The sequence below is a fragment of the Flavobacterium kochi genome (assembly GCF_048286715.1).
Classification (GTDB): Bacteria; Bacteroidota; Bacteroidia; order Flavobacteriales; family Flavobacteriaceae; genus Flavobacterium.
In genome coordinates this window covers 568104-582969 of record NZ_JBLVPW010000001.1, presented here as the reverse complement: position 1 = coordinate 582969, position 14866 = coordinate 568104, and the positions used below count along the sequence as shown (strand labels likewise).

The 14866-nt window shown below is 32.7% G+C and carries 12 protein-coding genes; 8 read left to right on the top strand and 4 right to left on the bottom strand.

Going from position 1 to position 14866, the window contains the following annotated elements:
- The first annotated feature begins 28 nt into the window (after positions 1–28).
- From ACNQGH_RS02465 to ACNQGH_RS02440, 6 genes are all read left to right on the top strand, one after another.
- Positions 29–1708, top strand: coding sequence for a DUF6909 family protein (locus tag ACNQGH_RS02465; protein WP_417954385.1), 1680 nt, complete (start codon positions 29–31; stop codon positions 1706–1708).
- A 12-nt stretch (positions 1709–1720) separates the two neighbouring features.
- Complete coding sequence (locus ACNQGH_RS02460) at positions 1721–2707, top strand: hypothetical protein (RefSeq protein ID WP_417954384.1); 987 nt, start codon at positions 1721–1723, stop codon at positions 2705–2707.
- Between the two features lie 189 nt (positions 2708–2896).
- The gene (locus ACNQGH_RS02455) at positions 2897–4117 is read left to right on the top strand and encodes an MATE family efflux transporter (protein WP_417954383.1); all 1221 of its coding nucleotides are present in this window, start codon (positions 2897–2899) and stop codon (positions 4115–4117) included.
- Between the two features lie 57 nt (positions 4118–4174).
- Positions 4175–5266 (top strand): glycosyltransferase, encoded by a 1092-nt coding sequence (locus tag ACNQGH_RS02450; protein WP_417954382.1) that lies wholly within the window; start codon positions 4175–4177, stop codon positions 5264–5266.
- 8 nt (positions 5267–5274) lie between these two features.
- The gene (locus ACNQGH_RS02445) at positions 5275–6348 is read left to right on the top strand and encodes a hypothetical protein (protein WP_417954381.1); all 1074 of its coding nucleotides are present in this window, start codon (positions 5275–5277) and stop codon (positions 6346–6348) included.
- Complete coding sequence (locus ACNQGH_RS02440) at positions 6311–7615, top strand: O-antigen ligase family protein (protein WP_417954380.1); 1305 nt, start codon at positions 6311–6313, stop codon at positions 7613–7615. The genes ACNQGH_RS02445 and ACNQGH_RS02440 overlap by 38 nt, the downstream gene beginning before the upstream one ends.
- On the opposite strand, the gene ACNQGH_RS02435 is transcribed toward ACNQGH_RS02440, so the two are convergent.
- Positions 7584–8660: a glycosyltransferase gene (locus tag ACNQGH_RS02435; protein WP_417954379.1), complete on the bottom strand. Its 1077-nt coding sequence runs from the start codon at positions 8658–8660 to the stop codon at positions 7584–7586. The two genes, ACNQGH_RS02440 and ACNQGH_RS02435, sit on opposite strands and share 32 nt — an antisense overlap.
- A 207-nt stretch (positions 8661–8867) precedes the next feature.
- Between ACNQGH_RS02435 and ACNQGH_RS02430 the strand changes: the two genes are divergently transcribed.
- Both ACNQGH_RS02430 and ACNQGH_RS02425 read left to right on the top strand, forming a co-directional pair.
- Positions 8868–9851 carry a UDP-glucuronic acid decarboxylase family protein gene (locus ACNQGH_RS02430; protein WP_417954378.1) on the top strand — a complete coding sequence of 328 codons (984 nt, stop codon included), beginning with the start codon at positions 8868–8870 and terminating at the stop codon, positions 9849–9851.
- Between the two features lie 61 nt (positions 9852–9912).
- A complete protein-coding gene (locus ACNQGH_RS02425) occupies positions 9913–11277 on the top strand; it encodes an undecaprenyl-phosphate glucose phosphotransferase (RefSeq protein WP_417954377.1) in 1365 nt (454 codons plus the stop codon).
- On the opposite strand, the gene ACNQGH_RS02420 is transcribed toward ACNQGH_RS02425, so the two are convergent.
- The 3 genes from ACNQGH_RS02420 to ACNQGH_RS02410 are packed head-to-tail and all read right to left on the bottom strand — an operon-like array spanning position 11274 to position 14862.
- Positions 11274–12458 (bottom strand): glycosyltransferase family 4 protein, encoded by a 1185-nt coding sequence (locus ACNQGH_RS02420; RefSeq protein WP_417954376.1) that lies wholly within the window; start codon positions 12456–12458, stop codon positions 11274–11276. The two genes, ACNQGH_RS02425 and ACNQGH_RS02420, sit on opposite strands and share 4 nt — an antisense overlap.
- Positions 12458–13546: a non-hydrolyzing UDP-N-acetylglucosamine 2-epimerase gene (gene wecB / locus ACNQGH_RS02415; RefSeq protein ID WP_143387309.1), complete on the bottom strand. Its 1089-nt coding sequence runs from the start codon at positions 13544–13546 to the stop codon at positions 12458–12460. The genes ACNQGH_RS02420 and wecB overlap by 1 nt, the downstream gene beginning before the upstream one ends.
- Positions 13543–14862 (bottom strand): phenylacetate--CoA ligase family protein, encoded by a 1320-nt coding sequence (locus ACNQGH_RS02410; RefSeq protein ID WP_417954411.1) that lies wholly within the window; start codon positions 14860–14862, stop codon positions 13543–13545. Before ACNQGH_RS02410 ends, wecB begins: the two co-directional genes overlap by 4 nt.
- Positions 14863–14866: the final 4 nt, after the last annotated feature.

Sequence of the window (14866 nt, the reverse complement as noted above, 5' to 3'; positions counted from 1 at the left end):
ACATTTGAGTTTTAGAAAATAGAATACAATGAAAGATACCAAACATATATCAAGATCCAGAGCGCAGGAATCATCGGCAGCTATTGAAAAAATGTACATCACGATGCGTCATTTATTCAATAGAGGATTTTATAAACCAATGGGTGTTTCAGGGGATACTTTGAGAGAAGCTTTATTGGCTTTACGTCCGGAAATTTATGGTAATATTGCTGAAGAGAAAGTAGAGTTAAATGGACTTCTGTACGTTATAGAACGGCTTCCTACGGGAATTGAGGAATGCAGGTTTATCAATTTAACTTCGGATGAAGGGTATTCTAAATCTCATTTTCAAGCGATTGTTCCACCAAAAAGGCGCCGTAATTGTTACCGCATTGACGAGGAACAAATGAATGTGGAGATTACTCGCGGACGTTCTGACATTTATGATATTTTGACGCATTTAACGTTCATTTTTATCGAATCCCATAAAATAAGAAATAGGGTTTTGCTTGATGATGCGGGTGAAGTTTCGCGTGATTGGTTCAAACTGGAACAAGCGGTTTCTCAAAATAAAAAACTGACTCTTGTCGAAAAGGAGAAAGCGATTTCACATGCCTCAAATATTCTGGGAAGAACATTTGAGGAAGTCTTAGATATATATGATGCTTTTGGGTCGGTAACTTCGCCAGATCGTTTCTTGCATGTCATCTTTTGGCTGGGGAAATTAGCAATTGAAGAAGTTGTTGACAATAATAAAAGGACCATAACCTTCAGTCCTATTTTGAGGGAACGGCTAGGGCATCATATTCATGGTGAAATCTGGGCAACTAACATCAAGGAAGTTTTAAAAGAACATCAGCTTTTGGACCGTCCCATTCATGTGATTAGTGCCAATATGCACAGTGTAATGAATTCTATTTTTGCAACACCGGTTTTGAAAACGAAGTTCAAAGACAAATCAGATTTCTTTATTTATGAAGAATTGAGCAGATCTAGTGCTTATGAAGTTCGCAATCAGGTGGAAGATGTTGCATTGAAATACGGAATGATTTCATTACCGGATACTTCAGGAACCAATATAGATGTGCAAATTTTTGATACAGCCAAAATAGACTGGGCTATAACCTCATTTCCAAAAGCAAGTATTGCAGATGAAAAACCGGTTTTAATTGTGATGGATTATGCTTTTGGCGAGCAGGCGTATGAAACTATTGACGAATTATTAAAACCGTATAAAAAAGAGACATTATTGAATGTCGAATCGGTTTCTATAATGGGAAAAGCTGGAATTTTGGAAGGCGGAAAAGGAGATATTATGATTCCGAATGCGCACATCAATGAAGGAACGGCAGATAATTATTTTTTCCATAATGAATTGTCGGCCGAGATGTTTGAAGGGAATGGTATTGGGGTTTTTGCCGGACCAATGGTTACTGTATTGGGAACATCATTGCAAAACAGGGATTTGTTAAAATTCTTTCACGAATCGACTTGGGGGATTATTGGTTTAGAAATGGAAGGTTCTTATTATCAAAAAGCCATTCAATCCGCGTCCAAAATAAGAAAAAGCGTTCCTTTGGATGTTAAAGTAAGATATGCTTATTACGCTTCGGATAATCCATTGGAAACGGGAAGTACATTAGCTTCGGGCGGACTGGGAACTTCAGGTGTAAAACCTACTTATTTGATTACCATTAAGATATTGGAACAAATTTTCAACGCAAAATAAGACAACACTAGAATGAATAAAAACGTACCCAATACACTAGAGGATCAGGAGATTGATTTGTCGCAAATTCCGAAGAAAATTAGAAATCTTTTTCAAAGATTTAATACCTTTTTATTCAGATGCATTCAGTTTTTTGTAAAAAATGTGATGGTAGTTTCAATTTTGTTGGTAGTTGGAGTGGGTTTAGGAATATTTTTAGACCAAACACAAAAAACGTATGAAGATCACATTATAGTTGCACCAAATTTTAAATCAACAGATTATTTATATTCAAAGATTGATTTATTAGCAGCTAAAATTGCAGAAAAAGACACCGTTTTTTTTAAATCAATAGGTATTCAAGATTCAAAAGAAATTAATAAGATCACAATTGAGCCTATTGTAGATGTATATAAGTTTATCAACAATAATGGATTAAATTTAGAATTGTTGCAATTAATGGCCGAAAATGGCGACTTGAAGTCTGTAGTAAAAGAAACCACTACAAGTAAAAACTATAATTTTCATACTATTATTGTTTCGACAAAAGCGATAACAAACCCCAAAAATACGGTTCAGCCCCTATTAAACTATTTAAATAAAAGCCCTTATTTTACAGAAATTCAAAAAATTTCTATTAGTAATATGCAACAAAAAATAAAAGCTAAAGAAGGGATTATTGGTCAAATTGATGGGATATTGAATGAGTATTCAGGTGCTAATGGCAATCGCCAAAAAAGTGATAAACTGATTTATTATAATGAAAACACACAATTAAATGACATTATAAAGACCAAGGATTCCTTAACTAAGGATATTGGAACATTGAAAATACAGTTGTTTAACTCAGATAAAATAATAAAAGATTGTACGGTTATAATGAATATCAAAAACACTAAATCCATAAATGACAAGCTTAAGTTTCTATTGCCGGCGGCTTTAATTATTGGGTTCATTTTCATAAGTTTTTTCATTTCATTTTATAGAAAACAATCTTTAAAGGAGCAGCAAAACATATAAAGTAGGTGCAAAAACAGGTACGATTACCCCTGATTTTAACAAAGATAGCCACTCAGTCGTTAGTTTATTTAACGAATATAGAATAGATTATTAGAAATTAATATGTTAAAAATATTCACAGACTATCTTCAAAAAATTAATAGTAATCCTTTTATTCTACAAAGTTTAAACACATTAATTTTGAGAGTTTTGGGAGTGCTAATTTTGTTTGGATTTACTTTATTTCTGACAAATAATTTTAGCCCGGAAATCGTCGGACAATATGATTTTGTTCGTTCTTTTTTGTTGGTAATAGGCAGTATATGCTTATTGGGTTGTGACCAATCCATTTTATATTTTAGGGGGAGATTAAAAGGTGCAAATGCTTTATATGCCTTAAAGGTGATTTATATAAAAATGGTCGGAATACTATTTTTAATGGCGATACTTTTATTTTTAATCGTTTTAGGAACTAACAAAGATTTTATTGATACTTTTTTTTCTGATCAAGGAACTCATTTGATTCTTTTTAAAGCATCGGGTATTTTGTTTTTTTCGGCTTTAACAACATTAAATACAGAAGTTTTTCGAGCACTGGATCGTTTGTATGTTGCGGAACTCTTTAGAAATACCATCAAATACATTCCTTTGATTTGTGGTGCAATTTTATTGTTTTACATCAAAAAAGAAATTTATTTAGTGGATGTTTTTCTTATCGGTTTTGTGATTCTTGCCATAATTACTTCAGTTTTGGTTTTTAATTATTTTGGCAAAGAAAAAACCAATACTATAGAGCCTATTACTTATAAAGAAATAGTCGTTAAATCTTATCCCATTGCCATAAGCGGAATGGCTTTGTTTTTATTGATGAGTTTTGATATTATGTTTTTGAAAAAATACAGAGACGATGCAACGGTTGCTTTTTATTCATTAGCAGTGAAGTTAATGACAATTTTATCAATGGTAATCGTTACGGTTAATATTACAGCTTCTGCAAGAATAGCAGAATACTTTTCGATTAAAAACAATGTAGAATTAAATAAAATAGTAAAAAACAGTTCTCGATTAATTTTTATCTTAACATTGCCCGCGACAGTATTGATAGGTGTTTTTTCAGAATATATTTTGAGTTTTTTTGGTAAAGATTATGTCGCGGCAAAAGACGCATTGCTTATTTTGATAGTAGGACAGGGAATTTGTTCTGCTTTTGGTTCAGCATCCGTTTATTTAAACATGACGGGAAGACAACATATTTTTCAAGTAATACTTGTTGTTGCGGTACTCATTAATTTTGTTTTAAACAGGCTTTTAATACCCGAATACGGAATGACGGGAGCGGCAATTGCATTTGTAGCAAGTTCGTTTTTCTGGAATTTTATTTCCACGGTTGTCATTTATTACAAAGACAAAGTGAAAGTTTATTTGAATTAGGTATTTTAAAAATTAAATTTTTATTTAGAAAGGTATTTGTTTGTAAACCAATATGCGATGAAAATAGTACAAATAATAGGCAATATGGGTTCAGGAGGAGCAGAAAAACTGCTACTGGATGCCTTGCCTTTGTATAGAAAAAAAGGAATTGAAATGGACCTCCTGGTTTTGAATGATAAAGAATATCCGTTTATGAAAGCTTTAAAAGAAACCGGTTGTTGTACAATTCATTCGCTAGGTTCGGGGTCAATTTATAATCCGATTCATGTTGTAAGGTTAATTCCTTTTTTAAGGAAATACGACATTGTTCAGGTACATTTATTTCCTTCACAATATTGGGTGGCACTGGCGAAAATAATTTCTTTTTCTAAGGCTAAATTAATATTGTCAGAGCATAATACTACCAGTCCTCGGATGAAAAGCTATTTGATAAGTAAAATCGATAAATTGATGTATCGGTTTTATGATAAAGTGGTTTGTGTAAGAGAAGAGGTTTATCAAATAATACAAAAATATACCGGTCAGGTAAAATCAACGTTTGTTGTAATTGAAAATGGTATTGATTTAGAAAACATATATGCTGCAGAATCGTATTCTAAAAATAACATTTCGGATTCATTTACATCGCAAGACATTTTATTAATTCAGGTTTCAAGGTTTAGCATACAAAAAGATCAAGAAACAGCAATCAGGGCATTGCAATATTTACCACAGCAGGTAAAGTTAGTATTAGTAGGTGACGGCGATTTAAAAAAAAATTGTGAAGATCTGGTTCAACAGCTTGACTTATCAGAGCGTGTTTTATTTTTGGGAGTGCGGATGGATGTGCCTCAATTATTAAAAACGGCTGACATTTCAATTTTAAGTACCAATCATGAAGGATTTCCTTTGGCTGCATTAGAAGCAATGGCAGCGGGAAAACCCTTAATAGCGTCAGATGTTCCCGGGGTATCGGATGTTGTTAAAGATGCAGGTATTTTATTCGAAAAAGGAAATGCAAAAGAACTTGCCATGCATGTTGACAAATTGCTAAATAATCAGGAATATTATCAAGAGATTGTGTCTTCCTGTAAAGAAAGGGTTAAGAAAAACGACATACAGTCTATGGTGGACAAACACATTCTATTATATAAATCATTAGTCCAATAAAAAACGAAATGCAAATTTTAGTCAAGAAGAAAACGGCTTTTTTTATGGGTTTGTTTATTGCAAATTTATGTATTGCAATGGCGTCTTCTTTTGTTTTACCTGCCAAATTTTTTTATGATGCCAAAACGATTGTGTTACATCAATACAATGAAATAGGAATTACAGGAAGTTATTCGGCTGCGATCTTATTTTATAAAATCACAGGATTGAAATTTCTGCCCTATTTTTTAGTTGCATTGATACAATATCCAATCCTAATTTATCTTCTTTATAAAATTGGAGTGCCGACCAATTTTCATAAAATAAATGTAAAAAACGTTTTGGTATATATTGGGTTTTTTATGATAGCCATTTTTATGGCTATGCCGTCAAAGGAGTTTATAACTTTTATTTATTTGGCAATCATTCCATTTGTCTTTCATTCTGCGAGGATACCATCAAAATACAAGGTTATTATAACTTTAATGATCGTGGCTTTTTTTGGCGTTTTTTTTCGTTTCTACTTTTTACTGATTCCAATAATAGCCATTGGGATGTATTTTGTAACCTTAATTGATTTTCAAAACAGAGCGCTTTCCGCTGTTTTTTATGGATTGTTAATGGCAATTTTTATATCATTAAGTGCTGGCGTTGTAAAAGGCAAGTATTTATCAGAAAGTTCCCGTGATGTAGTAAATAGAGACCGAATGAATTCTAAAGATGCCAATTCAATAATCATTTCGCCCATTAAAACTGACACCTGGTATGGAGAAACTGTTGGAATTGTATATGGTTTTTTTGCGGTTAATATTCCTTTGGAAGGATTTAAACATATTTTTTCACCTCAAATTATTGCTTTTATAATTTGGCAAATTCTACTGTTCTATATTCTTTTTGTGCGTTTTTCTCGTTGTCTGACTGACCGGAAAAAATATCGATATTTACTTTGGACCTTACTTATTTTATTTTCGTATTTTATAGTGCAAGGTATTTTTGAACCGGATTTAGGTACTGCAACACGTCATAAAATAGGAGTTTTTCCTCTAATTTATTATGCTTTATATTATGAATATTTCAGAAAAGAACTTCAACAAAATATTTAATGGCTTTCTTTTTTTTATTGCAACTGCAATGATTTTTAGAAAACCATGTACCTGGTTAATTATTCTTTTTGCGGTATTTAATTTATTCTTTCTAAAAAAATTAAAGTTTACCCAAACATCGTTGTTGCTGGGAGCAGTTATTGCTTCACCATTACTATTGGAAATTTTGCTTTTCTGGAACAATGATTCTTATTTAATGGGAATAAAATCTATAGAAAAAAGCATTTCCTTGTTTATTTTTCCATTGTTCATTTTGGGTAATTTCCAGCGAATTAAATTCTTTAAACTGATACAATTGTATTCATTTCTTACAACAGGCATTATGCTTTTTTTCTTTATCCGTTTTACGGTCATAGCTACGGATTTAATGAATAAATATCTCAATGGAATTGATTTATGGGAAATGGGATACGAGTTTTCAAATAGCATCGGAATTCACGCACCGGCGCTCAACATGCATTTGTCCTTTGTGGCTGTTATTAATCTTTATTTTGTTTTTAATGCTTTTCGGGAAAGAAAAGGGGTCCTCATTAAAATTGTCAATTGCACCATTTTTGGACTGTCATTCTTCTTTGTTCTTTTTGTGAATACTCGGATGGCCTTGTTTAATATGCTAATTGGTTTTGGTTTGGTTTTTTTCTATCAGGTTATCCAAAAATATAATTTTAAAAAGGGTATTGGAATAGCAGCTGTCGGATTGGTTTTATTGGGTAGCATCTTTTTGCTGTTTGTCCAAAAAAACCCTTATATGAAAGAGAAATACACAGCGGTCACATTTGCATATATGGATAAAATCGGGAAACTTGATGCCATAGAAAATCCTGAAATAAAAGTATTTAATTCATTTGTTACCCGTGTTTCCATTTGGAAATCAGCATGGGAACTTTCGTTAAAAAACCTTCCTTTTGGAGTTGGGGCTTCTGACGGAAAACCTGAATTAGTCAATTATTACAAGCAAACGAATCAACATTTTTTGGCCAAATATGAATTTCCCACGCACAATCAGTTTCTTGATTTTTTATTAAAATATGGAATTTTGGGACCAATAGTAGTTTTTTTGTACATTTTCTCGATTGGCTATTTAGGTTTTAGTTTAAAGAATGCAATTATTATTGCTTTCTTTTTTATCTTTTTTACTTCAAATCTTACAGATGATTTTTTGCTTCGTTTTGATGGAATTACATTTAGTGGTTTGTGGTTTTCGATTTTTGGAAGCTATTGGCTGCAGGAGAAAATTACTGCTGGTAAAGAGGAATTAGTTTTTTAAAGTTTTTGTTTTTATCAAATAAATCATGGCATCTTTTTAACGCTTTTTCTCCAAATATTTTTCTTGTCTTTTCATCCTTAAGAATTTCGAAATAGTTGTCGAGTTCCTCTATTTCATTAAAAAGAAATCCGGTTTCATTATGACATACCACATCTTTATTGCCGATTATATTGGTTGCAACGACAGGCTTTTTCATTGCCATTGCTTCTAAGACCGCAATGGGTAATCCTTCCCAAAGCGAGGTTTGAATGTAAATATCAATAGCATTGAGTTCTTTCAAGGCATTATCTCTTTCCAAGAACCAACCGGTGATTCGGATATTTGGGGCAGTTATTTCATGTCCTAATTCACCATCACCAATCCAAACAAAATTAAAATCCGGAAACTTTAGGGCAATAGCATTGAAAAGTTTTGGATTTCTTGCAAAAGTGATGCGTCCTACTATCCCAATTGTTAAGACCTCATTTTTATATGCTGCTATCTTATTAGTAACGTATTCAATGTTAATACCGTTTCTTACTAAAGAAGATTTTCCTATTTTTTTTGCAATTTCATATTCGGTGTCACCGCAAGCAATCGTTTTGCCTCCGAATAGTTTCTGAAAGCTTTTTTCAATGATCCAGTATATTTTTTTATTCCAAATTGAGATGTCTGTTCGAAGAAAAGAATAGCCATGAGGAGTGTAAAACACTTTCTTTTTTTTAAATAACAGAAAACAGGCAAATCTCCCCAGAACTCCGGCTTTTGAAGAATGAAGATGAATAATATCGGGATTTAGCCTTCGGAGTTCTTTCGCTAATGCTATTGTTGATTTTAAATCTTTAATGGGTGAAAAATTCCTAACCATGGGTACTTCAATAAGCGAAACACCATTTGAAAATTCCTCTTTTATTTTTTTTGAATCAATTTCTTTTCGGTTGCCACTATAAATAATAGTTGTGTCGATGGTCGCATTTACTTCATGATCTCCAAAAAAAAAGGATAGATCTTTGAAATAAGTATGAACTCCGCCGGCTACCGCTTCGACAACATGGACAACTTTCAAAATAGAGGTTTTTTAGTTATACAAAAATAGATAAAATAGAACTAGCAATACTTCTTTTTTGAGAAGCAATAGGGAGAGGAAATGAATTCTTCGGAAGCACATTAACTAATAGTAGTTAGATTTATATCTAAAATTTATTGAATCTGCAGCAAGTAAAACGCCATAGTTTCCTTGATAATTTATACCTTGCAATCGTAAAATTGATTTATGAAAAGAATACTTATCACCGGAGCTGCTGGATTTTTAGGATCACATCTTTGTGACCGTTTTATTAAAGAAGGCTATTTTGTCATTGGAATGGATAATCTCATTACGGGAGATTTAAAAAATATAGAACATTTGTTCAAACTGGAGCATTTCGAATTTTATCATCATGATATTACCAAATTTGTTCATGTTCCGGGTCAATTAGATTATATTTTGCATTTTGCATCGCCTGCAAGTCCAATAGATTATTTAAAAATTCCAATACAAACGCTAAAAGTGGGTTCTCTTGGAACACATAATCTTTTAGGTTTAGCACGAGTAAAAAAAGCCAGAATTCTTATTGCATCCACTTCTGAAGTGTATGGAGATCCATTGGTTCATCCGCAAACCGAAGAGTACTATGGAAATGTAAATACTATAGGACCAAGAGGGGTTTATGATGAGGCCAAACGTTTTCAGGAATCGATAACCATGGCGTATCATACTTTTCATGGAGTAGAAACTCGGATCGTTCGAATTTTTAATACTTATGGTCCAAGAATGAGACTCAATGACGGTAGAGTTATTCCGGCATTTATAGGTCAGGCGCTTCGTGGTGAAGACTTAACTATTTTTGGAGATGGAATGCAAACGCGTTCTTTTTGTTATGTTGACGATCAGGTGGAGGGTATTTTTAGATTATTGCATTCTGATTATGTCCTTCCTGTAAATATTGGCAATCCGGACGAAATTACTATTAAAGATTTTGCGGAAGAAATTATAAAGCTAACAGGAACCAATCAGAAAGTGGTTTATTTTCCTTTGCCAATAAATGATCCTTTGCAACGGCAACCCGATATTACAAAAGCAAGAACGTTGTTGGGTTGGGAAGCCAAAGTGGATCGTGCAGAAGGAATGAAAATTACCTATGACTATTTTAAATCATTGTCAAAAGAAGAACTTTCTAAAGAAGAGCATAAAGATTTTTCGGGTTATATAAAATAACGAAAGAATAACGTTTTTGAATTCATTTTTAAATTAATAGTATAGCATACATTGACTAATTATGACGGCATCACAGATAGGAAGATATTCAAAATACATACGGCCTATTAGTGTTTCAACTGATCTAATAGTTATTTCAATGCTTAGCTTGTCTGTCTTCAAAGAACTCGATTTAGACATCGAATATTATCTTATTTATCAGGCAATCGGATGGATTATTGCTGCTTTTTTCATAAGGTTTTATGACATATATCGCTTCACTACACCCATTGAAATTATTTCAAAAATAATGAAACAAGGGGTTTTATTTCTTTTGATAATTATTGCTTTTTTTCCATTTTCAAAAGTTGTTTTTAGTGGGGCAGTGATTGCGACGTTTATTTCTTCAGTTATAGTACTGATTACCATTTCAAAATTTCTACTGTTTTATTATTTAAAAGAATATAGAAAAATAACAGGAAGTAATTATAGAAGCGCGGTCATTATTGGATATACAGCAGAAGCAATTCAATTAAAAGATCTTTTTGAAACAAGAAATGATTATGGATACCGTTTTTTAGGTTATTTTTCTGATAAAAAATCAAATCAAAATATCACAGGGAAATTGGCGGATTTAAAGCCTTTTGTAATTGAAAATTGTGTGGATGAAATTTATTGTTCCTTAAATGAAATTTCAAATGAACATTTGAAAGATTTGATTGATTTTGCGGATGAAAACAATAAAACAATAAAATTCATACCGGATACAAAAGAGATTTTCTCCAAAAATTTAAAAATAGACTATTACGAGTTTTTTCCTGTCTTGTCATTAAAGAAAACGATGCTGCATGAGCCTGTTACAAAAATATTTAAAAGGTTTTTCGATATTGTTTTCTCGCTTATAATTATTGTTTTTCTCTTATCCTGGCTAATTCCGTTATTGGCGATTTTAATAAAATTAGAATCCAGAGGCCCGGTTTTTTTCAAACAGGGAAGACCTGGAATTGATGAAAACGAATTTTTCTGTTATAAACTTCGTTCTATGAAAATCAATAAGATAACCGAAACTGAAGCCTCAAAAAATGATCCCCGGGTTACGAGAGTAGGAAAGTTTATGAGAAAGACAAGTATTGACGAAATGCCTCAGTTTATAAATGTATTATTTGGCGATATGTCAGTTGTAGGCCCAAGGCCGCATCTTTGGGCACAAAATAAAACCTATGGGAATAAAGTTAAAAAATATATGGTACGCCATTATGTTAAACCTGGAATTACCGGATTAGCTCAAGTTAAAGGATTTCGTGGTGAAATTGAAACAGAGGGCGACATGATCAACAGAATAAAATTTGATGTTTTTTATATCGAAAATTGGTCTCTTATTCTGGATTTGAAAATAATTTTCCAAACGGTAGTTAATATTGTAAAGGGAGAAGAAAAAGCCTATTAAAAAATTTCTTTTTCAATTAATTCTTTTATTTGAAAATCAAGATTAAAGTTGTTTTTTGCATTTTCAAAAATCTGTTTCTTTATCATTTGAATTTGCTGTTTATCTATTTTTGAAATTTCGATTATGGTATCATTTAGGTTTTTGAAATTTGCTACTTCTGCTACCCATCCTAAATTATAGTCAGAGACAATAGTTTCGCCCTCGCCACCTCCAAAATAAAGGATGGGGATCCCTAAAGTACTGTATTCGAATATTTTTGAGGGAACTGAGCCATAAATTCTCGTTTTCAACGGAACTAATGCAATATCAAAGGCTGCTAATTTTGAAATCAATTCATTGCGTTCCAGCATTCCATGAAAAACAATATTTTTTTTAGGATTATCCTTTATATACCCTTCAATTTGAACTTTTTCAGCACCATCACCAAAAATGTGAAATTCTAAATTTAGATTTTCCAAATTCATTTTTTCACAAACTTCCAAAACACCTTGCGCGACACCGAGTAATCCTGCGTAAAATAGTTTAATAGCTTGGTTTTCAACTAAATTTAATTCAATATTTTCAATTTGATGGTCTGGAAAATTACGATACAAGCTGCAATTTTTTTCTGGATATAAAGAGTGAATATGAGTAATAATTTCATCAGACTGGCCTAAAATCAGCGTTGCATTTTTATAAATAAATCGTTCAAAAAACAATGAAACTTTATGTGAAAATGAACCTGCCGGAAGGGCGTTCAACTCAATAGCCGCCAAAGGCCATAGGTCGGAAACATTTAAAATAATTTTCTTTCGCTTTAGCGAAAGCACTAAAACACTAATGAAAGATAATAACAATGGCGGAGATTGGATTATTACTTTTTTCGGTGTTTTTTTATACACCAGATAAAAAAATAATCCAATGGAAAAAGACAGTATTGAAACAATACGTTTGAAGATATTTTTGCTATTACTTGGATAAATCCAAAGTCGCTTGACCCTAATATTTTGCATCATTTCTTCTACAAAAAACTTTCCCCTGTATTCCGGAAATAACATTCCTTTTGGATAATTAGCCAATGGGCAAATTACGGTTACTTGGTAATTATTTTGATGTAGTTTTAAAGCCAACTGCTCAATTCTATTGGCAGCGGCGCCCTTTTCCGGCGGAAAATAATTAGAGATAATTACAATTTCTTCCATTAGCTTTTGGTTAGCAAAATGTCAATAATTCGTTCTGAAGCGTTGCCATCCCACAGTGCTGGAATACCACTTTCTCTCTTTCCATTTTTTAGAAAGGAGCTGTAAATTTTTGCCAATTTTTCGATGCCTAATCCAACCAAAGTATTAGTGCCAACAGATTGCGTTTCGGGTCTTTCTGTATTTTCACGCATCGTAAAACAGGAAATTCCTAAAACGGTTGTTTCCTCAGAAATACCGCCGGAATCTGTAATTACCGCAAAACTATTTTTGATAAGGTACAGGAATGCTAAATATCCTTGAGGTTCAACACAAATGATATTTTTATACTGTAATTTTTTTTCACCTAAAGTGACTTTGGTTCTCGGATGAACCGGAAAGATTACTTTTTTATCATCAGCCAAGGCGTCAATGCCCAACAATAATTGTTGTAAGGACTGCTCTTCATCTACATTCGATGGACGATGCAAGGTCAGAATAATATAATTTTCGCGTTCTAACTGGTAATCATCCCAAAAAGCAGGTTTAGTAATTCGATTTAAATTTTGATATAAAGTATCGATCATTACATTTCCAACAAAATGGATTTTTTCTTTAGAAGTTCCATATTTTAAAAGATTTTCATTTGCTAAAAGTGATGTGGTGAAGAAATAATCCGCAATGCTATCGGTGACAATTCGGTTGATTTCCTCCGGCATTGTCATGTCACCAGAGCGCATTCCGGCTTCGACATGTGCCACTTTGATATTCATTTTTTTTGCCACAATGGCGCAGGCCATTGTTGAATTGACATCACCAACTACCAAAACTAAATCGCACGAATTTTCTACTAATTCTTGTTCAAAAGCGATCATAATCGCTGCTGTTTGTATGGACTGAGAGCCACTTTTTACTTCGAGGTTGCTATTTGGGTGCGGAATATTAAGTTCTTCGAAAAACGTATCGCTCAGGCTTTTGTCATAATGTTGGCCTGTATGCACCAAACGATAAGAAATTGGAGCACCTTCGTTTTGTTTTTTCTCTATCGCTTTGATAATAGGGGCGATTTTAATAAAATTAGGCCTGGCGCCTGCAACTATGGTGATTTTCATTTGATTTCTTTAATTAAGGAAATAAACTGCATTAATTTTCCGTTTTTATTTCGTTTCAGTTTTTCTTTTCTGTTGAATGAGAAATTCAGACCATTTTCTAAATAGACGGTAATCGCATCTTCTATTTTTTGAATTTGTATTGCCGTTAATTCATTTTCACTGACATATTCAATTTCAAAAGTATCAATTTTCGTTTGTTTGATTATAAATTCCTTAACATTACCATCGTCTTCAATGATGCTTTTTGTCACGTAATAAAAAGTCAATCCAGGTGATTTTTTTCCGCTTGGCAAAATAGCAATATCATTTGTTCTTCCAATTAATTTTTTAAGGATCAGTTTTTTTAGTGTGCTTTTTTCGTCCAAAAGCCCAATGTCGCCAATATCATATCGTATAAACGGATGTGCTTTGTTGAATAAGGAAGTAATCACGATCCGGCCAGAAGTGCCGTTTGGGACAGCTCGATTAGTGTCGTCCAAAATCTCAACAAATAGCGTTTCCGAATTCACTTGCCACTCGCCCAGAGGGTTTTGAAAAGCAATTAAATCCAACTCAGAAGCACCATATTCATTGATGATTGGAATTCCAAATTGTAGCTTTAAAAGAATTTGATCCTCGTCATAAAGCATTTCGGAAGTCACGATGCATACTTTTAGCGAAGGGCAAATGTCTTTTAAAACAATATTTTTCTTTTGTAAAAATTTGGCAAATAAAACAATGGAGCTTGTGTAACCATTAATGTAATCAAATTTTTTTGTTTGAAAATGTTTCAAAAATCCTTCTAAAATTTCATCCGATAAATCAAAAATAGAAAACCGAAATCGCCGACCTAAGAAATCTTTAAAGCGTTCTTTTTTGTTGCCAATAAAATCCATTGGGATCCCATAAAAGCGTGCTTGATACGAACGGTTAAAATCAATTCCATACCAACCAAAACGATAAATAACGGAAGCCCAGGTCAAAGCATGACTGTATTTGTCTTTGGCAAAAATAAACGGATCTCCACTGGAACCTGATGTTTTATTGACATAGCTATTCTTGGTGGAGTAACCATTCGAAAGCCTTTCAAGTAACGGTTTTTGTAAGGTTCTTTTATTTAAAACGGGTAAATCATCCCAGTCGGTAGAATTTGAGCCTACTAATTCCTGATAAAATGGATTGTTTTGTAAATGAAAATTAACGATTTCTACCTTTTTATTTTCAAGGAACGCGCTGTATTCTTTTTCTGAAAATGAAACTATTTTTCGCAATTCGGCTTTGGCTTCCTTCATTGGGAAACCATTTATCTTTAGTGATAAGTCGAAAAGTGGAAACATAGTA